The sequence below is a fragment of the Bradyrhizobium sp. CW1 genome, assembly GCF_023100665.1.
Lineage (GTDB): Bacteria > Pseudomonadota > Alphaproteobacteria > Rhizobiales > Xanthobacteraceae > Bradyrhizobium > Bradyrhizobium canariense_D.
Genome location: NZ_CP064685.1, coordinates 200,804 through 223,013, shown reverse-complemented (window position 1 = coordinate 223,013; position 22,210 = coordinate 200,804). Strand labels below are relative to the sequence as shown.

The 22,210-nt window shown below is 59.1% G+C and carries 18 protein-coding genes; 3 read left to right on the top strand and 15 right to left on the bottom strand.

Going from position 1 to position 22,210, the window contains the following annotated elements; translation table 11 throughout:
- Positions 1-63 precede the first annotated feature (63 nt).
- The 7 genes from IVB54_RS40690 to IVB54_RS40660 form a co-directional block, all read right to left on the bottom strand.
- Positions 64-1,047, bottom strand: a complete 984-nt coding sequence (locus IVB54_RS40690) for a molybdopterin-dependent oxidoreductase (protein ID WP_247478047.1) — start codon at positions 1,045-1,047, stop codon at positions 64-66.
- 88 nt (positions 1,048-1,135) lie between these two features.
- Complete coding sequence (locus tag IVB54_RS40685; RefSeq protein ID WP_247285610.1) at positions 1,136-2,029, bottom strand: LysR family transcriptional regulator; 894 nt, start codon at positions 2,027-2,029, stop codon at positions 1,136-1,138.
- 187 nt (positions 2,030-2,216) lie between these two features.
- Positions 2,217-3,017: an ABC transporter ATP-binding protein gene (locus IVB54_RS40680; protein ID WP_247478046.1), complete on the bottom strand. Its 801-nt coding sequence runs from the start codon at positions 3,015-3,017 to the stop codon at positions 2,217-2,219.
- A 4-nt stretch (positions 3,018-3,021) separates the two neighbouring features.
- Complete coding sequence (locus IVB54_RS40675; RefSeq protein WP_247371543.1) at positions 3,022-3,870, bottom strand: ABC transporter permease; 849 nt, start codon at positions 3,868-3,870, stop codon at positions 3,022-3,024.
- Positions 3,870-5,294, bottom strand: coding sequence for a CmpA/NrtA family ABC transporter substrate-binding protein (locus IVB54_RS40670; protein WP_247369543.1), 1,425 nt, complete (start codon positions 5,292-5,294; stop codon positions 3,870-3,872). Before IVB54_RS40670 ends, IVB54_RS40675 begins: the two co-directional genes overlap by 1 nt.
- Before the next feature lie 37 nt (positions 5,295-5,331).
- Positions 5,332-6,885 carry a cation acetate symporter gene (locus tag IVB54_RS40665; RefSeq protein WP_247478041.1) on the bottom strand — a complete coding sequence of 518 codons (1,554 nt, stop codon included), beginning with the start codon at positions 6,883-6,885 and terminating at the stop codon, positions 5,332-5,334.
- Between the two features lie 9 nt (positions 6,886-6,894).
- Entirely contained in the window at positions 6,895-7,188 is a 294-nt protein-coding gene (locus tag IVB54_RS40660; protein WP_247299963.1) for a DUF485 domain-containing protein, read from the bottom strand.
- 704 nt (positions 7,189-7,892) lie between these two features.
- Between IVB54_RS40660 and IVB54_RS40655 the strand changes: the two genes are divergently transcribed.
- Together IVB54_RS40655 and IVB54_RS40650 are read left to right on the top strand one after the other, a co-directional pair.
- Positions 7,893-8,093 (top strand): hypothetical protein, encoded by a 201-nt coding sequence (locus tag IVB54_RS40655; protein ID WP_247299960.1) that lies wholly within the window; start codon positions 7,893-7,895, stop codon positions 8,091-8,093.
- 294 nt (positions 8,094-8,387) lie between these two features.
- A complete protein-coding gene (locus tag IVB54_RS40650; RefSeq protein ID WP_247777608.1) occupies positions 8,388-9,935 on the top strand; it encodes a Fic family protein in 1,548 nt (515 codons plus the stop codon).
- 391 nt (positions 9,936-10,326) lie between these two features.
- On the opposite strand, the gene IVB54_RS40645 is transcribed toward IVB54_RS40650, so the two are convergent.
- The 6 genes from IVB54_RS40645 to IVB54_RS40620 form a co-directional block, all read right to left on the bottom strand.
- Complete coding sequence (locus tag IVB54_RS40645) at positions 10,327-13,068, bottom strand: EAL domain-containing protein (RefSeq protein WP_247478039.1); 2,742 nt, start codon at positions 13,066-13,068, stop codon at positions 10,327-10,329.
- Between the two features lie 80 nt (positions 13,069-13,148).
- Positions 13,149-14,042 (bottom strand): transporter substrate-binding domain-containing protein, encoded by an 894-nt coding sequence (locus tag IVB54_RS40640; RefSeq protein WP_247482325.1) that lies wholly within the window; start codon positions 14,040-14,042, stop codon positions 13,149-13,151.
- 91 nt (positions 14,043-14,133) lie between these two features.
- Positions 14,134-14,883, bottom strand: coding sequence for a VTT domain-containing protein (locus IVB54_RS40635; RefSeq protein WP_247299952.1), 750 nt, complete (start codon positions 14,881-14,883; stop codon positions 14,134-14,136).
- Between the two features lie 3 nt (positions 14,884-14,886).
- Entirely contained in the window at positions 14,887-16,236 is a 1,350-nt protein-coding gene (locus tag IVB54_RS40630; RefSeq protein WP_247369555.1) for a pyridoxal-phosphate dependent enzyme, read from the bottom strand.
- Between the two features lie 746 nt (positions 16,237-16,982).
- Positions 16,983-17,498: a DsbA family protein gene (locus tag IVB54_RS40625; RefSeq protein WP_247456387.1), complete on the bottom strand. Its 516-nt coding sequence runs from the start codon at positions 17,496-17,498 to the stop codon at positions 16,983-16,985.
- A 158-nt stretch (positions 17,499-17,656) separates the two neighbouring features.
- Complete coding sequence (locus IVB54_RS40620; protein WP_247285523.1) at positions 17,657-18,259, bottom strand: XRE family transcriptional regulator; 603 nt, start codon at positions 18,257-18,259, stop codon at positions 17,657-17,659.
- Between the two features lie 188 nt (positions 18,260-18,447).
- Between IVB54_RS40620 and IVB54_RS40615 the strand changes: the two genes are divergently transcribed.
- Positions 18,448-19,206 (top strand): SMP-30/gluconolactonase/LRE family protein, encoded by a 759-nt coding sequence (locus IVB54_RS40615; protein WP_247478033.1) that lies wholly within the window; start codon positions 18,448-18,450, stop codon positions 19,204-19,206.
- 44 nt (positions 19,207-19,250) lie between these two features.
- Here IVB54_RS40615 and IVB54_RS40610 read toward each other — a convergent pair whose 3' ends face one another.
- On the bottom strand, positions 19,251-21,104 hold the full coding sequence (locus IVB54_RS40610) for a TRAP transporter large permease subunit (RefSeq protein WP_247777648.1): 1,854 nt from the start codon (positions 21,102-21,104) through the stop codon (positions 19,251-19,253).
- Positions 21,105-21,139: 35 nt separating this feature from the next.
- Positions 21,140-22,165 carry a TRAP transporter substrate-binding protein gene (locus IVB54_RS40605; RefSeq protein ID WP_247299942.1) on the bottom strand — a complete coding sequence of 342 codons (1,026 nt, stop codon included), beginning with the start codon at positions 22,163-22,165 and terminating at the stop codon, positions 21,140-21,142.
- Between the last annotated feature and the right edge of the window lie 45 nt (positions 22,166-22,210).

Here is a 22,210-nt window from a genome sequence, read left to right as displayed (position 1 = left end):
ACAGGTTAGTCTTTCGCCGGCGGGTGGCGAATGCGGAAAATCTGCACGAGCGGTTGCGCGTCTTCAGACGACCAGGACCGGCACGCGATAGATCGCGTTGCGTCGGCCGCCGGCCGGCTGATTCTCGCCCGATCGCGAGATCGCCCGAGACAGGAGACCGCAGCATCCCTCTTTTACTATCCAATCACAGGTGAACTTGGTCCAGGATCGTCCTGACACCTTCTCCAAGCGGCATCCCTGCCAGCTCCGCCCTTCATCGGCGCTCAGTTCGACCGCCGCAATTCCGTCGTCACCCCAGGCCCATCCCCAGACCTGCAAAACCTCGTCACGCCTGAGCTGACGATTCGGCTTTGGCGCCACGATGACCGATTGGGGGGCGATCGCCCACACCGGCTGGGTCGAGCCGTCCGGCGCGAGGTCGTTGTACCATGTGGTGGTGAAGACGCCCGGAGCCCGCTCCGAGCGCAATTCGAGCTTGCGGAGCCATTTGACGCTGTTCGTGCCGTAGAAGCCCGGGACCACCAACCGCAACGGATACCCGTGCTCAGGAAGCAGCGGCGCTCCGTTCATCTCATAGGCGAGCAAGACGTCGTCGGATATCCGGGAGAGCGGCAGATCCTTGATGTAATGTCCGCACGCGATGCCTCCGAAGTCGCCGGAGTCCGCCCCCTGTGACCAGACGAAATTTGCGCTCCTCGCCACGCCCGCTGATGCTAGCACATGATCCAGACGAACGCCCGCCCAGCGCACGTTGCAGACCCGCTGCGTGGGCTTGTCGGGCGCCAGCGGGCTGCCTGCACATTGATGCACCGAGACCAACTCGGTCTTTGGAAGCGACTTGAGCTGACCGACGGAGAAGCTCGCGGGCGTCTCGACCAGGCCGGCGATTTCCAGCGTCCAATCATCCCCATGAGTGACATCGAGAACACCGAGATGGCACAACACGATGCAGCCTTCGACTGGCGTGATGCGGTCGGTCAGCAGATGCGGTTCAGAGGGAATTCGGCCGAAGAAGCCGCGTACCTTGTACGTAAAGTCGTCAGCCATCGCAGCGCTCCCTCGCGCCGGCATTCTAGTACATCACGGGAGGACGTCGACCGTAAGAAATTCCGCAGATACACTTGCGCGTATTCGATCACTCGAATTCGTTCAGATACGCTCTGTCCGCCTTGAAGATCTCATGAAGGAACCGCAGCAGCGTACGCACCCTACCCATATATTCGATATCCTCATGGACGGAAATGTAGAGCGACCGCGTGACCACCACATCTTTCATGAGCCATACAAGGCGAGGATCCTTTTTTGCCGAGAAGAAGGGCAGAAGGCCGATGCCACGCCCGACAGCGATCGCATTCTGCTGGGCTGCCATGCTGGTCGATCGAAACACGACGCTCTCCGGCACCAGGACGTCGTGCAGCCACTGCACCGGCTGGATAGCCACGAGATCGTCGACATAATCAATGAAATCGTGACGCTTCAATTCTTCCATGGTGCCCGGCGTCCCCCGTTCCACGATGTACCTGGACGACGCGAACAGCCCAAGCTTGAACTCGCCAGCTTTTTTGACCGAAAGTTTGGGGCCCACGAGGGGAACGAAGCTGATGCACACATCCGCCTCGCGTTTGGTCAGATTGATCAGATGCCTTTCGGTCACAAGCTCCACGACAACGCCCGGGTGCTTCTCATTGAATTGGACCAACTTCTCGGCAAGGTAGAAGGCGGCAATACCCTCCATGCTCGTCAGCCGGACGCGACCAGTGGGCTCGGCGGGCGTGGCGCGGAAATCTTCCGATATCACCAGGGCCGCGCCCTCAATTTTCTCGGCCTCTTGGTAGAGCTTGTGCCCGTCCTCCGTCAGCACGAACCCGTTCGGCTTGCGGTCGAAAATCTTGATACCAAGATCTCGCTCAAGCTCTGAAATGCGCCGGCTGACCGTCGTGTGGTCGACTTTGAGGCGCCGCGCGGCCGGCATCAACCGCCCCTGCCGGGCGAGTTCAAGGAAGAATTTCAGGTCGTTCCAGTCGAACATTCGCTCCTGCGTGCCAATCCGGAAGAGGCCAACGACGAAAATCCGACGGTGGGTGACCGCCCCCCGCCCGATCAAACAGCCTTCTACGGCGGCTTTCAAGATGCCTGAAGGCGATTTCCGTGCCTTCGGTGCCTGAAGCCGCGGGGCGCAGCCCGCTCTCGCGCTCCAGCCGCAACGATCTCGGCCGTTATAGCTCTACCATTCCCTGAGGCACGCATTCTCGTTGATACAGATACTCGAGAATTTCCTTTCTATACTGCAGACTCCCGGCGTGGGTCGCCAGTTTGAGCCGGTCCCGCGGTCGCAAGGTATCGATCTCCCAAATCCGCCCGATTCGCGCAGCCGGTCCGTTCGAGAGCGCGACAATTCGATCGCTCAGGAAGATCGCTTCGTCTATGTCGTGCGTGACCATTACAACCGTGGTCGGGGTCTTTTCCACGATGCGAACCAGTTCGTCCTGAAGGCTCGACTTGGTCAGCGCATCGAGCGCGCCGAACGGCTCGTCCAACAGCAGCACCTTAGGCTCGACCGCAAAAGCGCGAGCGATGCCCACCCGCTGCTTCATTCCACCTGACACCTCGAAAGGGTATTTGTTGATGGCGTGCTCCAGGTGAACAAGCTTCAGCGCCTGCTCCGAGCGATCCTTCAATTCGGATGCCGCGGCACCCTTGAAGGCCTGTTTGACCGCAAGGCGAACATTTTCGTAGCAAGTCATCCAGGGCAATAGAGCATGGCTCTGGAAGACCATTGCGCGCTCCGGCCTCGGGCCAGAAATCGTCGTCCCGGCGCAGCGTATTGCACCCTTTGTAGGCGCCAGAAGGCCAGCAACAATGTTTAGCAACGTGCTCTTGCCGCAGCCTGAATGGCCGATCAAGCAGACAAACTCGCTGTCTTCGATAGCGAGCGAGATTCTATCCAGCGCAAGAAGCCCCTTGCCAGAACGGTCAACAAACGACATTGACACATCGTTGATCTCGAGATCCGCCATCGTCCTATTCCCGGAAGCTGAGGCTTTCGCCTATTCGCTTGAGCAAAATATCTAGCGCCAATCCAATACCGCCGACCAGGACGATGGCGACGATCATGCTCGCGATCTGGAGATTATTCCATTCGTTCCAGATGAAGTACCCGATGCCGCTCTGTGCGCCGACCATCTCGGCAGCCACGATGACGAACCAGGCGATACCGATCGAGATCCTCATTCCCGACAGGATCATAGGCACACTGGCGGGAAAGACGACGCGCGTGACATGCTCTAGTCGTGGAAGACCGAATACGCGCGAGACGTTCAGCCATTCAGCCCGCACGGAAGCTGTCCCGGTTGCCGTGCTGATCAACATCGGCCAGACCGCACAGATGAAGATGATGAAGATCGTCGAGACGGTGCTGTCGCGGAACGTATAGAGCGCCAGCGGCATCCACGCGAGTGGCGATACCGGCCGCAGGATCTGAATGAAAGGATCCAACGCGCGATGGCAAGCAGGCCATAGACCGAGCAGGAAGCCTAGGGGCACCGCGACGAGTAAGGCCAGCGTGAAGCCCAGTGCTACGCGGCCCATGGAATAGGCCAGATGCCATGCGATGCCCAGATTGTTGGGATTGCCGTGATCGAAGGCGTGTGTGATCAGATCCCAGCCGCGGAGCGCGACGATCCACGGTGAGGGGATCGCACCGGCCTGCTGACCCGGCGCGCTCTGGCCGGCAAGGCGGACATATTCGGCATCGGCGACGCTAACACCTCCCGACGAACCGGCGGTGAACCAGCCCCAGACGCTTACAAATGCGATGAAGATCGCGACCGAGGATACCCAGGGCTGCTGCAGCCGGCGTGACACCTCCATCAGCCCCCCTTCCGGACCGAAGCCAGGTAGTCCTGCGGCTTATTGGAATCGAATTCGTTCCCGAGAATCCTTTCGGTGCCGAAGCCGACCGCTGGCGGCGTCACGCCCTGCTCGCGCATGATCCGAGCGGCATCGGTCGCCAGCATCACCTTTTCGGCGAGCACCTTGTAGTCGACATCCTCCTTTAGCATGTTCCAGCGCCGGAGCTGGGTCATCAGCCAAACTGCTGCCGAATATTGCGGAAACGGCTGATAATCAACCCGCCGCGGATCTTTCCGGATGGTGCCAAGGCCGTCGGCATACGTGCCGCTCAAAACCTGCTCGAGGACAATTTCGGGAGCATTGAGATATTGCGGCTCTGACAGCACCTTCGCCATGCCGACCCGGTTCTCCGGCTTCGAGACATGAAGACTGGACGCGATGATGGCGCGGTAGAACGCCATGAATGTGTTGGGATTTTGCTGGATCCAGCTTTCCGCGGCGGTGACAGAGCAACAAGGATGTCCATCCCAGATATCCTTCGAGATCAGATGAATGAAGCCAGCGCCTTCGTAGACCGCGCGCTGACCGCCCGGCTCTCCGCCGAAAAAACCATCGATGCTTCCGACGCGAAGGCTCGCCACGTATTCGGTCGGAGGTACGATGCGGTATTTGACATCTTGGTCCGGATCGAGCCCGGCGGTAGCCAAATAGTTGCGCAGCTGCAGGGTCTGGTGACTTTGCTCGAACGGGACCGCGAATGTGAAGCCCTTCCAGTTCTTGGGATCCCGATTGTCCTTGTGCTTGTTGGCCAAAACGAGGGAGTTGCCGTTCTGGTTCAAGATGGTCAGCACCTTGATCGACTGGACGTTACCGCCGAGGCCGGCTGTCATCGTCAGGGGGACCGGCATCACCTGCTGCGAGACGTCCAGCTCGCCGTTGAGCATCTTGTCGCGGATCAGCGCGATACCGGCGATCTTCTGCAGACTGACATCCAGACCTTCCTTGCGGTAGCTGCCGAGCCTTTCGCCGTAGATCAGCGGAACGGCGCAGGTGATCGGGAGGAAGCCAACAGCCAGCTTGGTTTTCTCGAGAGGCCTTCGCTCCTGGGCAATTGCCTTCAAGGTGTCGATTGGCAGGATGCTGGAGAGAGCGCCGATGATCACCCCAGCGCCAACGGTGCGAAGCAGTTCCCGCCGCAAAACCGGCTGCGGGAAAAGGCCATGCAGAAGTGCCTGCTGGACGCTTTCGGACACGGCCTCTTCGACAGTCGGCTGCGCGGGAGCATGCGCTCCGCAACTGCACAGGCTGCCGATGAAACGATGGTGATGTGAGGCGTCGCGCATTTCTGTCCCCCTGGTCAAAATGTTCGGCTCAAAATCGTAACATTGACGCGCGAAGGGCCAACGGCGAAATTGTGCAGGAGCATCTGCAGTTCCGCGCATGCCATTCGGAATTCCCAGCTCTGGTTCACTCCGCCGATTACGGCATCGTCCTTGAGCGCCCGAACAGGATGCGATGCTGCATCTCGTCGAAGCGGCCATCCGCGTTCGTTTCCCGCGTCAACAACGACACCGCGATCGCCACGGCAAACGACAGCGGCATGCTGATGATGGCCGGGTTACGCAGCGAGACGAACCACCAGGCGCCGCTGACCTGGGCCAGCGGCTTACCGAGCACGTCGACCTGGATGGTCGGTGACAGCGCAATGAGCACCAGCGAGCTTAGCGTGCCGATCATGATGCTAGCGACGGCCGCTGGCGTCGTGAAGCGACGCCAGATGATGGCGAGGACCAGTGATGGAAAATTGGCGGCACAGGCGATGGAGAAGGCGAGCCCGGCCATGAAGGCCACGTTCTGGCCTTCGAAGGTGATGCCGAGCACGATTGCCAGCACCGAGATGGCAACGGTGGCGATCCGCGCCACTTTGAGCTGCTCAGCCTCCGATGCCGTACCGTGGCGAACGACGTTGGTCCAGACATCATGGCACAACGTAGCCACACCGGAAAGCGTCAGGCCTGCCACCACCGCCAGCATGGTGGCAAACGCAACTGCGCAGATGAAACCGAAGAAGGCGTCGCCGCCGACTGTGAGGGCGAGCAGAGGTGCAGCCATGTTGCCGCCACCGCCGGCTTTCATCACCGCCTCCGGGCCGACCAGCACCATGGCACCAAAGCCGATGATGAACACCATCAGGTGGAAGAAGCCGATCAGCCCGGTGGCATAAAGTATCGATAGTCGCGCGGCCTTGGAGTCCCGAACCGTGTATACCCGCATCAGGACGTGCGGCATCGCCGCGGTGCCGAACATCAGCCCGAGGCCGAGTGAGATCGCGTCCCATTGCCCCGAAACCACCTTCGAACCTGGCTGCAGCACTCTTGTGCCGTACTTCTCCGCCGCTGCGGCGAACAGCTTGAGCGGGTTCATGTCGAAATGCATCAGGACCAGGACTGCCAGGATCACTCCGCCGGCGAGCAGCAGCGCCGCCTTCACCACCTGCACCCACGTGGTGGCGAGCATGCCGCCGAACAGCACATAGATGAGCATGGCAGCACCGACCAAAGCCACCGACCAAGTGTAGGGCAGGCCGAACAGCAACTTGATCAACGATCCGGTCGCGACCATCTGGGCGATCAGGTAGAACAGGATCACCGCCAGCGTACCGACCGCCGCGGCGAGCCGCACCGGCTTTTGGCTGAGCCGATAGGCGACCACGTCCGCGAACGTGAATTTCCCGACATTGCGCAGTGGCTCGACAATCAGAAAGAGGATGATCGGCCAGCCGACCAGCCATCCAATCGAGTAGACCATGCCATCGAAGCCATTCGAGGTGACAATGCCGGCGATGCCGAGCAGCGCGGCCGCGCTGAGGAAGTCGCCGGCGAGCGCCCAGCCATTCTGCCATGCGGTGATCTCGCCGCCCGCGGCAAAGAAGTGCTCCGTGGTACGGGTGCGCCGCGCCGCCCAGTAAGTAATCAGGAGCGTCAGGACCATAAATGCGAAGAAGAAGCCGATCGAGAGCGAGTTGTTCGCCATCGCGAGGTCCTATCGTTCGAGGTCACGAAGGCTGGCATCGAATACCCGGTTCGCCCACAGCACATAGATGAGGCAGAGCAGGAACGATGAAACGATGACGAGAGGGCCGAGCACGATGCAAAGCGAGAGCCCGGGCGCAAGCACAGTGCCCAAAAGCGGCTTGTCGAATGCGAACAATGCCATGAAGCCGAAATAGATCGTGATCATCGTCGCACAAAGCAGCAGCGCGATCCGAAGGCGCCTGCTCGCAAGCGTGACAGAACGAGGCGCGACGCCGGAATTGACGGAAGTCTGCGCGTCCATCCACCCTCCCAGAAGGTCTTGATATCCACTACCGGCCAGCTTCCGCCGAGCCGCAAGCGTCGGGAACCACGAAACTTTGCAATGTACTGTGCAGATTTGCGGCCTCGTCGAAGGCGATGCTGTGTCGTCTCGACGGTCGCGGCGATGACAACCATGCCGGCAATGACGGCGCGCCTGCGACGGCATTGATCCTTGCATGCAAGGATTACGTTGGCGGCGCGGGCTTGGACACGCGTGAGGGCGGCACCACGATGGGTGGCGTGAGTCCGAGCTGCGGACATGCAGTCAAACCGGAAACCTCGCAGAATAGCGGGCGCGACCTCCATCGGTACCGGAAGTACAAGAGGAGTTCTATCGGGGTTCTCGCGCAGCGCGTCACACTGCCGATCTACTCGACTTTCCAGGCCCTGCACCGTGTCCGCGGTGGATTTGTCGGTCAGCGCACCCGTCCATCAAACAGACCCGTGCGTTCCTCCTGGAGCGAGGCATGGTGTGCGACAAAGCCTACATTCCCTGTTCGAGTTGCCCGGTATCTTGGCAATTAGCGCCAATGTTTTTCGCCTTGCATGTTGCGCATCATCGAGGGTTTAGCGGAAGACTCGCATCGATGGATGGGCGTATCGAGGGACTATCGAGCGAGATCGAAACGCTGGCCAGTCAAGACCGGGCCTGCCAGCGAGCCGAGCTAAGCGGACCCCACCAGCATGACGAACACGCTTGCTCATCCCGATGTCACCAGCGACGGCCTCTCTCTTGCGGTCAGGGTCGGAGCCGCGATTGACAAGGATGTGGCCTCTGCCGGCTTCTGGACGCCCGGGTCGGTCTTCAAGAGCGGCAGCGCCTCGCAGGTCGTGCCGTGCGGTTGGCTGGACCACGGTCGTGCCGGGGCATCGCAGCGCGTCTGAATGCCAAGAGAATTCGTCGTCTTCAGCGTAAAATCAGCCCTATCTGAACGTCATGAAAATGATGGCGAATTTGAAAACCGGAACGTCGGCAGATCACCGGCGCCATGACAGGTTCCATCCCGGACCGACCTGGTCCGCTACTGGAATCGTGGGTCGGGTTCTCAGTCCAAAGTGAACCATTTTCATGATTATTCCGTTGAGAGATTATTTTTCACGTGGTATGATGGATTTTCGAAATCCAAGCCCTCAGTGACCAAAATTCGAGGACGGGGAATGTTTTTCAGAGGAATGTAAGTGAGCGCAGAATTTTCAGGATCGGTGAATGTTTTTCACGATAGGCGATTGCCTGAGCCCGCTGTCCCCGCGGGTTATGCCGCGCTCATCGACACTTACAAGCTGGCCGTGCCGGTCCCCCGCACCCTTTCGGCCATCGGAGCCCGGCACCGCATCATTGAACAGGATGGTTGGCGGATCTACACGCCTCGCCATGCTCCCCAGGCCTCGCTTGAGGGACACCTGACTTTTGCCCTCAAGAACGAAGGAGTCGATCTTTCCGTCCTGAAGCGGCTTTTCCTAGTCGTTAACGAGGGTGACATCGCGGAGCTTGTCCGGCAGAAGCCGACCGGAATTTACACACGCCGCATCTGGTTTCTGTACGAGTGGTTGCTTGGCCGCGAGCTGAATCTGTCGCTTACAGACAAGGTCTCATATGTAGACGCCATCGATACCGACCTCCAGTTCGGAGGGGTTGGCACGAATTCCGCCCGGCATCGCGTTCGCAACAATCTTCCCGGCACCCCGGAATTTTGTCCGCTCGTTTTCAAGACGGCCGCGCTGAACCAATTTCTCGCGCAGAACTGGAAGGAGCGCGCGCGCGCTGTCGTCAGCGAAGTCCCGAAGGATTTGCTCGCGCGGACCGCCGCCTTTCTGCTGCTGAAAGATTCAAAGTCCAGTTACATCATCGAAGGCGAAAGGCCGCCTCAGGATCGCATTCAAAGATGGGGACGCGCCATCGGCGAGGCTGGACGCGCGCCGCTCGATGAGCAGGAGTTTTTGCGCCTGCAAGGCATCGTCATCGGAGACGAGCGTTTCGTGAAGCTCGGGTTCCGGCAGGAAGGCGGCTTCGTCGGAGAGCATGACCGCGATACACAGCGCCCTATCCCGGACCATATCAGCGCGAGGCATGAAGACATCGCCTCTCTTATGGCAGGATTGATCGCATTCGACCTCGCCGCCGAGAACGAGCTCGATCCCATTATCGCGGCGGCGGTGCTCGCCTTCGGCTTTGTTTATATCCATCCATTCGAGGACGGCAACGGACGCATCCATCGATACCTGATGCATCATGTCCTCGCGCGGCGCGGATTTAATCCGGCCGGGGTCCATTTTCCAGTGTCGTCGGCGATTCTAGACCGGATCGCCGAGTACAAAGGCGTGCTGGAAAGCTATTCCAGCAGGCTACTTCCGTGCGTACAATGGGAAGCGACCCCAAAGAATAATGTGAAGGTTTTGAACGACACCGGGGATTTTTACCGCTTCTTCGACGCGACCCCGCATGCCGAATTTCTGTACGAATGTGTACGCCAGACGATTGAGCTGGACCTTCCGAATGAGACGAGCTTCCTGCGCAACTTCGATATGTTCCGATCCGGAGTCGAAAACATCATCGACATGCCCGAGCGAACGCTCAACAACCTGTTTGGCTTTCTGCGACAGAATCAAGGAAGACTTTCAAAGCGGGCACGAGAGAAGGAATTCGCCGAGCTCACTCAAGATGAAGTTGTGAAACTTGAGCAATTGTACGCGGACTCATTCGGTCAAAGCGGAGCCTTAAGTGACTAACGGCGCGTCTTGCGCAGAGACAGGAAGCCCATTCTTTCCAGCGGTGGTACGGGTCGTGTCCACGGTTGTGGTGTAGCTCGGTAGAGCAAAGCCACCCGGTCGTGCGCCTCTAATAGCGCCGTAGCAGGCGGGCGCCATTGCCTGGCCACCGGAAATTCTCCGGTAGGATCGGGTTGCGACACGCCAACGGCAACAACGCAACCAGAGGAACCACCGATGATCGACGACATAATGCGAGCAGGCGCGACATTGCCGGGGCGCGGCCGATTTGGACCACGAGCAGGCGCTATGGCCTCGATTGGGCTTTGGCTGTGTCGGTTGCATTCGGACGGCTGCTTCGCCACTCAAAACGAGCAAGAAACAACAGCAATTGGCGTCTCCCGGCGACGGCCTATGCGGAAGCCCGATTGACCGACCCGCGTACCCGCTTCAAACCGTGACGTGGCGAGAAAGCTCGGGCGAGACTCACGAAATCCTCGGCCGGCATAGGCCGTCCGAACAAATAGCCCTGGTAACTGAGCTGTCCATGTCGCGCCAGGAACGCATATTGCTCCTCCGTTTCGACGCCTTCGGCGATGACTGAAAGGCCAAGGCTTCTGCTAAGCGCTATGATCATCTGGGCTATCGCGGCGTCATTAGAGTCAACCAGAACGTCCTTGACGAAGCTGCGATCGATCTTGAGCTGGTCAAGCGGCAAACGCTTCAGATATGAAAGCGCTGAATAGCCGGTTCCGAAATCATCGAGGCTGAAGCCGATGCCAATCGCTTTCAATTTGCCCATCTTGGCGATCACATCGTCGACGTTGCTGACTAATGTGCTTTCAGTGAGTTCGATTTTGAGGCGATGGGGATTGGCGCCGGTTTGCTCAATGATCGCGCGGACCTCTTCGACAAAATTCTTCTGACGCATCTGCAGGGCGCTGACATTGATTGCGATGGTCAGGCGTTCGGTCGCCGGATCGCTTGACCAGCGAGCCAGCTGACGGCACGCGGTCTTCAACATCAAGGCGCCGAGCGGAAGGATGAGGCCGGTGCTTTCTGCGACGGGGATGAATTCGCTAGGAGAAATCATCCCTTTATGCGCATGCGGCCAGCGCGCCAGCGCTTCTGCCCCCAGCAGCCTTCCTTCGTGATCGACCTGCGGCTGGTAATGCAGCAAAAGCCGTTCCTTCTTAAGGTCTTCTCGTAGATCGGTCTCGAGGGCAGCGCGGGCTGTAATCATAGTCTGCATGGCCGGGTCGAAAAACCGCAGGCCATTTCGCCCCGCCGTTTTCGCATCGTACATTGCCAGATCGGCTCTCTTGAGCAACTCGTCAACGTTGCACTCATCAGTCGAAAACAAGGTCACGCCAACACTTGCGGTACAGGGATATTCATACGCATCGAGTTGGAAGACCTCGGTGAAGGCTGCGAGTATCTTTTCGCCTATCGCTTCCGCCTGTAAAGCTGCGACCTTTGCTTTCTGTGTACCCAGATTGGCGAGAAGAACGACAAATTCGTCGCCGCCAAAGCGGGCAACTGTGTCATCCGCCCTCACACAATGCGAGAGGCGCTGAGCCGCACATTTCAGCAGCATATCGCCCATGTGGTGACCCAGCGAGTCGTTCAGTGTCTTGAAATTGTCCAGATCAATGAACAGCAAGGCGCCGTAGGAGTTGCTACGGATATTCGCATTGACCGCCTGGCGCACGCGGTCGATCAGCAGGACGCGGTTCGGCAGGCCTGTTAGCTGGTCAAAGAAAGCGAGTTCTTGGATCTTTTCCTCAGCGTGCTTCAGTTTAGAAATGTCATAATACGAGCCGATGTAGTTGGTGACCTCGCCCGTCTCGTTTTTCACAGCGGATATAGTCAGCCAGCGCGCGCAGTTTTCTCCGCGCCTGGTCCTGAGACTCATATCACCTTGCCAGCCGCCAGTTGCTTGAACGGAATCCCACATACTGCGGTAGAATTCGGAATCACGCCGATGAGACCGGAACAGTCTCGGGGTTTGTCCCACCAATTCTTCGATCGTATAGCCGGTTAAGCCCACGAAGGCGCGGTTGGCACTCAAGATTACGCCTTTGGTATCGGTGACGATCATGCCTTCCTGAGCATTGAAAGCAGCCGCGGCTATGCGCAATTCAGAGTTTGACTTGTCCAGAGCCTCCCTCTGTCGCTGCAGGTCGGCCTCAATGGCTTCGCGCCGCCTGATCTCTTGAGAGAGAGCGAGATTGTTTTCGGCCAACTCCGCTCGATGTCGATTGGACTCCACGAACTTGATTTGTAACCGCGCCGCATTTTGACGCATTCGCTCGAAGCCGATCGCCAGCATAAATAGCACGATGGCGAAGAGGCCAAGATAAAAAACGGAAACGGGTGAAAGCGTACGGCCGTATAGTTCATCCTCGCTGGCCAGCCGAAGGACGGAAAGTCGAGTGCCGGTAACTGGCGAGCGAAGTGCGAGATATCCTTTCAGTTCGGAAGCGCTGAGATTTGACAGCGGTTGTATGCGGCCAGACGAAATCTTGGCTAGCGAGGGGCCTTCGGTGACAACGGCCGAGTGCTCTCGCTCGATCGGGAGCAGCACCTGCCCATCGTCTCCCAGGAGGAATTCGCGCGGCTGGCCGAGGTCGTTGGTAGACACCAATGAGGAAAGTAGATTGAGACTGCTCACGGTCTCGACCGTTCCCCTTATCTTGCCCTTCTGGAGTACCGGTACGCTGACCACAATCAGGCGGCGCTTGTCGTCAATCTGAATATATGGTTCGGCCAGGGCGTTACGCCCCGGCGAAGCTGTCGTCGCGCTGGACGAGCCGACATCAACTTGCGCCACGCCGTTGCGATCGAAGAAAGCCAGCCGCAAATAGGCGGCTTGGCCCTGATATTTCTCCTCAACCATCGTCGCCTGAAAGCGGCGCTCGATTGCAGCCAAATTGGCGAAGAGGCCGTATTTGACGGACATTCCGAGATCGAGATTGCTGAAATAGTTGGAAATGTCCTCGCTGGCTGCGAGCCGTGCCGCGGCTTGCCGCCGTTCAGCTAAGAAATCGCTGACCTCCGCGGCGCGCGCTTCACCGAGCGACACCAGACGCGCATCGGCGTTTTGCCGCAACTCCACTTGCGACGTATAGAGATTGCCAATCAGATAAAACATCGACAGCAGAAACGCCGCTGCCGCTATCAAGAGCCAGCGTGGCGCTAACGATCGACTGAATCTAATCAGCGAAGATATCATTAATTCGTTTTCGCGAAATATTCCGGGAAAAATCGACGGATGCCTGGATAATATTTGTCCACCAGCCGGTCATAGAAGCCGGAGGCCTTGATCTCGCTCAAATACGCGTTGAATTCATTGCGCAAAGCTGGAGCGTCCTTCGGAAAGGCGGTTGCCAACGTTTGCTGCTCGGAGATCGGCCCCAGAATCTTGATTTTGCCCGCCCATTTGCGCAAATCCAGAATGGCATCCGGCACGTCGAGCAGTGTCAATTCGGCCTCTTTGTTGAGCATGGCCGGGACCATCTCGTTCAGGTTGGCGCTCTTGTTGTAAGCCTTTAAATCGATACCGACGTTGACCAGGCCGTAATTGGATGGATCCAAGCAGGTGCGCTCCATCACGAGTACGCTCTTGGATCCGATCGCCTTCCGGGTGTTGACGATGTCTGCCGCAAGATCCGCGCCGTCCTGGATAGGCTGCAGATCAGACTCGGCTGGTGCCACCAAGAGAACCTGCGAAGGAAGGGTCGGCTCGGAATATAGAAGAATGGCCTCACGCCAGGGCAGCACGGTGAAGCCGCTCGATATCACATCGCCTTTGATGGGATAGTCACCGGCCAGCGTCACTTCGCCATTTTTGCGCACCACATCCTTGCCGAGCAGGTCGCGGATGACCGAATAAAAATCTGAGTAGACAAGCTTGTAGGAGACGCCAATTCTTTTGGCGAAGCCCTGCATCAGCTCGACGTCCAAACCATCCCCCGCGCCGGTCACAAAGTTGGCGTAGCGGATGCCAAGATGGCGGATTTCGCCTCGCTGCTTGATCTCTGCAAGATCAGCTGCCCAGCCTGAAGTCGCGAAAAGGAAGACCATGGCGCCGCTTAGCGACCCGCGGACAAAGCGTTTCAGGGACATGGAGGCGCTCTTTACCTTTGTGCCAGTAGAAGCGCCTGCAATCTATAGCTGTGAGTTTAAGAAAGGATGGCGAAATACAACAAAGTAGATTTCAGTTTTCGGAAAAACCAGTTTGTCGGTAAAGGATTGATTGCAGGCCAGGTGCTGAGTGCAACGGAAGATTGTTCGATCCGGGCGTGCCTTTCAGTTTCTTGAGGTCGTTCAGCACCGACCGCCACGGACCCATCGCGCTCAACAGCGTGCTTAAGCATAATATGGTCAAGTATCCGGAAAACTGCTGCCAATGCGGCGTTTCGCCGGACAGTAAGTGATGCCCTTGCTGCCCTATTTGCGCATAGAACAGGACCAGCGGCGCGCCGCCCAACATGCTGGTCGTCAGGTACTGAAGAGGGGTGACGTCAAGCATCGCGGCAATGAAATTCACCAGTGGTGCGGGCACCAGCGGCGAGAGGCGTAGTCCGAGCAAGGTCAACCAGAGTCTCACAGCCGATTGCTGACATAATGAAGCGCTGCGACGTTGAATGTGCTTTCGATAGAAGAGAAACGCGCTCAAACCGCCAAAGGCACTGCCGAGCAGCACGGTGGCGCCTCCCTCCAACCCGTCCATGTAAAAACCGGCGGCCAGGCAAATCATTGGCATGGAGGGAAAGGACAGAAATGCAAGGACAGTGGATGTGACCAGAAACGCCACAGCGGTGCCGAGTGGATGCGCTTGGGCCATTGTTTCAAGCCCCGGAAACACCTGCCAAAAGGCCTCTCTCGAAATAGGTGATGCAAGATATGCCAGCGTCAGAAACATGACGACTGCTATATAGACGATCAATGGCTGGTAACCACGCATCGGCTATCCCAAGCTGGATAGAAGAGGCGGCATGTAATCAAAGCTGTTGTAAGTATTCCAGAAAAGAACCTTCTTGTTCTTGAGCGCCCCCGCTTTAGACATGGTGAGCAACGAGCGCCATGCTTTCAAAGTGAAGACTGGATCAAGGATGAGTCCGGCTTCCTCCAACTCGTTCGCCCACGCAACGTCGGCGGCTTCGACCAAGCCGTAGCCGGGCTGCCAGCTGGTGGAATCCGGCACGAATATCTCGTCTTGCATCACGCGAAGCACATCAGGGGAGATGCCTGGAAAGCGGATTTGCTGCAGCCACTGGACCGTGCTGCGAGCGAGTTTGGCAACATTCCCCTCCACAAATGGCAAGGAGGGTTGCCGGTTGACAAGCCATCGCGTCAGATATGATTTGTCCTGATCGGCCACTCCCACGACCTTGGTCTTCCATCCCATCAAATGGACGCCCAGGAGAAGGCCCAAGACCGTCGAGCCGCTGCCCATGGCGACAAAAATCACGTCGGGCGGTGCGCTCCACGCCTGAGCGGCGCTAAGGAACTGCGCCAACTCGGCAATCGCATTCATATGCCCCAACACACTCAGGTCGTTCGAGCCGCCTGGGGGAACGAGCGAATCCGTATCCGAATGTAGCCAATTTCTCGCATATTCCTGGGAAGCTTGGCCCACCAATTCAATGTTGTTCTTGGCTATGGCAACGTGTTCAACCAGGCCTCGCAAAATACCCAGCCGCGCCATGTCCGTGGTAGCTCCCGGCACCTCGAAAAGCACCAAGTCCAGGGCACAATTCAGCGGCTGTCCGTCACCGGTCAAATCGGCCACACGATTGGCTAGGGCAAACTGCAGAGCATGATTGCTAGAGACCGCGCCAACGGTCCCTAAACGCTTGGAGCCGGACCACTTCAGATTCGGGAGCAGGAATTCGTACTTCCGCGCCTTGTTGCCAAAGACGGGATAACGCGCACTGCTCTCATTCATCACCAAAAGATCAGAGCAGTCTATTTGTCGCGTCACAGATGACGGCAACTGCAATAGCTGGTTGTTTCCCCTCAAGAAAATGGGGGTCCATGGAATGGTGGCGCGGCCGTCAGCCTGCCTCAGGAAAACCGAGTTACCGGGTTCGCCCTGGCGAACGTAATCGGCAAATGACTTATCGCCGGAGAGCGTGTTGCCGATGAAAGGACCGCCTGCGGCATCGGGATCCAGCAGGGACGGAAAGAATCTACCGAGTGCCAAGGATTGCGATTTCAACGCTGCGGACGAGGGAGCCAAGCCGGCAAGATCAGCGGCGTGCGGGAGCGGCGACAACGGGAGGGGGCGACGTTGATGGGTGGCGACCGCGCTCAACGCGGCACCTCCGCTCAGCGCGGCACCGCCTAGGAGGGCCGCTTGCATGAAGTTCCGGCGAGAGAGGTTCATTGCCTGGATGCTACTCGGTGTAGCTTCAGGTTAACGCTTTTTTAACCCTATTCCAATCCGCATGCGCGCTCACGGGCGAAATATGAAAGGTTTGCTTAACGCAGACGCGTTGAAGGCGTGCTCAGTATCAAATCTAGCTCAAACCAGCTTGGCAGTACGGCGATTAGCCCCGCCGTATTGTTGTTTTGGCGCAAGGGCTTCGCCCATCGGACCGCATCAAGAGATATACTCCGGGTCGGCCGGAAAGTGGATCAGAAGGGGCCTTTTTGCTAGTGCGCGCACTTCCCGTCTGCGCCCCTATTGTATCCGGCGTTGGCGCCACTCGGCTGTTGCGCAATCTCCGCACGTCGTTGGTGTAGGCGCCGAAGCACGGCACGATCCGCTGGCGCCTTGGCCAGCACCGCGCCCGAACAATTGCGAACGAGAGTGGCTGACTCATAATCGCGGTGAGAAACACCAGACCCAAGCGCTTTTCCGATCCGGAATGCGTGTCCGGCCTGCGGCAAGCCAATGCCAGCGTGCCGACGACTCCAACGAGGGGCGGTTGTGCTACGCTTGTACTGTTTGGAAGACGACCCGCTGCCGAGCCGCCTGCCCGCAGTTGGGCCGACAGTCCGCTGAAGCCGACACGGTGACCGCGTCGACGTCGGATCGGCTCAGACACTCGAAATGAATCAGGCTTGCGGCCTGCGCCCCAGCGGAGCGCCTTTTGTGCGGATCAGTCGCTCTTCAAGCATATCCAGCCGATCCTGCCCCCAGAACCGTTCGCCTTTGAAGACATAGAACGGCGATCCAAAGACACCAGCTTCCAATGCGCGAGAGGTATTGGATACGTATTCCAGGCGGGCAGCACCTGCCGCCCCCTCCAACAGCGTCAAACCGTCATAACCGGCGCGATCCGCAGTTCTCAGCAGCGTGTCGCGGTCGGCGAGGTTCTCGTCCTCGACCCAAATCGCGCGCATCATTGCGTTCGCGAGAGTGTCGACATTCAAGCCTTGGTTTTGCGCCGCAATTACCATGCAGGACGCAAGATCCACGTCGACAGGAAAATAGGAAGGCTCGATGTTGACGATCATCCCGAGCCGCTCGCTCCAACGCTTAAGCTCCTCGATGCGATAGTCGCGTCGCTGCCATGAACGCTTTTCAAGAACGATCCCGCCGCTTGCTGCATAGACATCCTGCATGCGCATTGGGATATAGTGACACGAACTCCGTGACGCGCGGTTATCTGTGACAATCTGACCTGCCCTAAATAGGCCCAGTCCGACATCAGCCAGACATAGTAGTCGATGAATGGCGCATCTTGATCAAGCATAGCATCAGGCCTTCGGAAGGTGGTGGGCGTGGATCAGTCTCGGCTAATGACGATAAGGACGGTTGCGCGGGCGCCAACCCGCCGCACGTGGTGAACGAGGTGCCCCGGAAACTGCAGGAAATCTCCGGGGCCCATGACGACACTGCGGTCCGCGAACTTCACTTCGACGCGGCCCGTAATGACGTAGAGCGACTCCTCGCCGGAATGTTCTGCGTAGGTTGCCTCACTGAAGTGGGCCGGCGGCGTCATTAAGAAAGCTTCCGCCCGTCGGCCCGGCCCCGCTGGCGATAGGGATACAAAAGAGTATCCATGGACCGGATCCTCCTCCGGCTGCCGGTTCGCTGTACGAACCAGATGGATGTCCGAGTCCGCGACCTGTTCACCAAATAGCAGCGCCACGGGAATGTCCAAAGCACGAGAGAGCTTCATCACGGTTGCGATCGACGGTGCCTTGGCGTCTTTCTCGATCCGGGACAGGAAGCTTTTGTTCAGTCCCGTCGCGAGAGCCAGCTCGTCGAGTGTCATGTTCTTGTTGCGGCGCCAGGCACGCAAACGAGCGCCGATCCGTCCCGCCGGCAGCTGCTCTGAAACACTCGCTTCGAATTTGGTCGTCCGAATTGTCTTCTTGCTCATCATTCTTCATCACCGGACTGGCAGACCAGATTTCCACGATTTTTTGTCTCCCCAAGCATCGTGGCGACTGAATGTGCTTTGTCAATCAACGAAGAGGTCCAGCGCGGAGCGGTAGGCCTCGCGCGCTCGTCATGAGCACACCTCGTCTTAGTCCGTTATAGCGCGCCATTTCAATAGTGACGGACTGATATATGGTTCCCCCTGGGCAACAAGGTGCCCGACAGACTACACGTGGAAAAAACTGTCACGACCGGATCTGGATCGCAGAAGCCGGTCTTCGGGCGCTGATTTGCATCGACGAAAGCGGAAACGAGATCCGGCGCATGCAGGGCGAAGGTGCCGACCGCTTTCTGTTCCCGAACGATCTCTGCTTCGGTCCGAATGGACTGCTCTACATGACCGACTCCGGCATGGCTGCTGAGGATTTCATCAACGGGCAAGCCTTCGTCGACGACTATATGAATCTTGATTGGGACGGCCGTGTGTATGAGATCGATCCAGCGGCGATGAAAGTCCTGCGCGTGCTCGATCGCAAGATCCGGTTCACCAACGGCATTGCCTTCGGTCCCGACAATCAGCTCTATGCCAACGCGTCCTTCACCGGCGAGATCTACCGATACGACGTGCTCGGCGAAGCCTCGCCGAAACGTGCGGTCTTCGGCAACGTCCTGCAGCCTGATTCCAATCCTGACTTCAAAGGGCCGGACGGTATGGCCTTCGGGACGAATGGCCGCCTCTATTGCACGGTCTACAACCAGAAGAACGTCACGGTGCTGGACCGACGGGGCGAAGTCGTCGACCGGCTGATCCTGGATGGGCCGCAGCCGACGAATTGTGCCTTTACACTCGAGGGCAAGAAGCTGCGTGTCACTGAAGTCGGCAAGGGCCAGGTCGAGGAGATCGATATGCCCTGCGAAGGGCTGCCGCTGTATCTGCCGAAATTCGCCTGACGAGGCGCCTCACGGTTTTGTCCCGCGAGGCGTTCCGCCGACGCTCAAAGGAAGCCGATCGATAGCCAGGGCACGGCTGCAACGATCAGGGTGCCGATCAAGAGCGCGATCATGTAGCCCACGATCGGCTTCATGCCCTCGTCCGGGTTGATGCGGCTGATGGCGCAAGCCGCGTAGTAGCCGACGCCGAACGGTGGCGCGAATAGGCCGATGCCCATCGCGAGAACGACCACCATCGCGTAGTGGACGTCGTGCACCCCCACCTGCCGCGCGATGGGGAACAGGAGCGGGCCGAACAATACGATGGCCGGGATCCCCTCCAGCACGCTGCCGAGGATCACGAAGGTCGCGGTCGTCACCGCTAGGAAGACAGGGACGCCGCCGGGAAGGCCGGTCATGAACTTTGCCAACGAGGCTGAGAATCCCGACTGGGTCAGCGCCCAAGCCATGCCCGTCGCCGCGCCGATGATGAGCAGGATCGCCCCCGACAGCGAAGCCGTTTCGACCAGCATCGGATAGATACGGCGCCAGTCGAATTGCCGATAAATGAAGAGACCCGCACAGGCGGAGTACAGGATGCCGATGGTCGAGACCTCCGTTGCCGTCGCAACGCCTTCAACGACGGCGGTCCGGATCACGAATGGCAGTGCTATGGCCGGAATCGCAATCACAAAGGCGCGGCCGATCTCTCGCCCCGTCGCGCGTTTGACGTGGGACAGGTCCTCGCGGCGGTATCGCCACCACACCACGGCCGCGAGCATGAGCGCGAGCACCACGCCCGGAAGCAACCCGCCGGTGAACAGCCCCGAGATCGACACACCGGTCACCGAGCCGATCGTGATCAGAACCAGTGACGGGGGAATCGTCTCGGTCTGCGCGCCCGTCGCGGCCAGGAGCGCAACGAGATCGCCGGGCTTGGCCCCGCGCTGCCGCATCTCGGGAAACAGCACAGGAGCCACGGCAGCCATGTCAGCCGCCTTGGAGCCGGAAATGCCCGAGACCAGATACATCGCCCCGACCAGCACGTAGTGCAGTCCGCCACGCACGTGACCGAGAAGGCTCGCCAGGAAGCTGACCATGGCGCGCGCCATGCCCGTCATCTCGATCAGAAGGCCAAGAAAGACGAAGAGAGGCACGGCAAGCAGGATCAGGTGGCTCATGCCCTCGTCCATTCGTCCGATCATCACGACGTCGGGCGTGCCGGTTGTCAGGGCAAGATAGCCGACCGTGGCGAGGCCAAATGCAAACGCGATCGGCACCGCCGCAAAGACCATCGCGCCGACCACGAAAACGAAGAAGATCAGAAGATTCAGATTGCCAAGCGGCTTCAAGACCGGCGCCAGCAGAACGAACGTCCCGATGATGCCTGCGACGATCGCCAGGGAGGCCAGCAAGCTGCGCAGGCTCGCGATGCGGATGAGCCGGAGGACGGCTGCGATCAGCATCAGCCCGATCCCGATCGGCAGCGCCGCCGCACGCCAGGTGTTGACGATCTCGAGCGCCGGGGTCGTGACGAACGCCTCGTCCGCGGCGAACTCATAGGCCGGCCAAACGACGAGCACGAGAAATGCCAGCGATGCCGCTGCTGCGACGACGTCCAGGAACGCGCGAAGTTCCGCACTGAGAACGCCGACAATGGCGGTCATCCGCATATGCTCGCCGCGCTGGAACGCGATCACGGATCCGAGCATGGCGAGCCAGAGGAAGAGAATGCCGGCGAGCTCGTCGGACCAGACGATCGGCGAGCGGAACACGTATCTACCCACGATGCCCGAGGACAGGACTGCGATCTCCGCAAGGACGAGCAGTGCCGCCGGGACTGCGACGACGTGGCCAAGTATCCTGTTCGCTGTCACCACCCAACTGCGCGCGTCCCCTTGAGATCTGCCGGCCGCCATGCCGGCATCGACGTGCGGCGTATGGCTCATACTGGTCATGATAGCTGGCCCGCGGCTTTTTCGAGCTGAGACCACGCCTCCTCGCCAAACTTGCCCTTCCAGTCGGCGTAGAAGCTGGTTTTGGACAAGGCCTGGCGGAAGGCGCCACGATCCACATGGATGAACTTGAGGCCCTTCGCCGAGAGGTCAGTTCGCAATGACTGGCTGAGCTTCGCGATGTCCGCCCGCTGGTCGACGGCGGAGCGGTCGAGCTCGCGCGTCACAATCTCCTGTACGTCCTTGGGTAGGCGCTCGAAGGCGCGCTTGTTGCCCAGGATCCAGTAGCCGTCCCAGACGTGCCCGGTCAGGCTGCACGTGCTCTGCACTTCGTAGAGACGCGCGGTCGCGATGATCGGCAACGGATTCTCCTGGCCGTCGACAACCTTGGTCTGCAACGCGGAATAAACCTCATTGAAGTTGATCGGCGTCGGCCCGGCGCCGAGCGCCTTGAAGAGTGAGGTGAGCAGCGGCGCCGGTGGAACGCGGATCTGGAAATTCTTCAGGTCATCCGGCCTCCGCACCTCGCGGCCCGACGAGGTCACCTGACGAAAGCCGTTGTCCCAGGCCTTCGACACCGCCATGATCGGCGTCTTGGCGATCTGCGCCCGGATGTAGGTGCCGAGGTCGCCGTCCATCGCCTTCCATACGCTGTCGTAGTCAGCGAATGCGAACCCGGTGTTCACGATGCCTGCGCTAGGCACGAGGGTGGCAAGTATCGAGGACGATTGGTTGAAGAACTCAACGCCGCCGCTGCGAACCTGGGTCAAGAGCTCGGTATCGGAGCCGAGCTGGTTGGCCGGGAATAGCCTAATCTCCAGTCGACCGCTCGTCGCTTCGCGGATACGGTCGATCGCCTCCTGCGCCCGGATATTCACTGGATGCGTCGGATCCTGTCCGGTCGCGAACTTATAGACGAACTCTGCGGCATACGCCGGCCGGGTGAGAATCCCGCAGAGAGGAACGGCCGTGGCGGCCATCAACAGCGAACGGCGGCTGATGCTTCCGGTCTTCGAGACAGTCATGTTTTCCTCCTGATCCTGCGTTGACGTTGCTGCCGACTGCTTTAG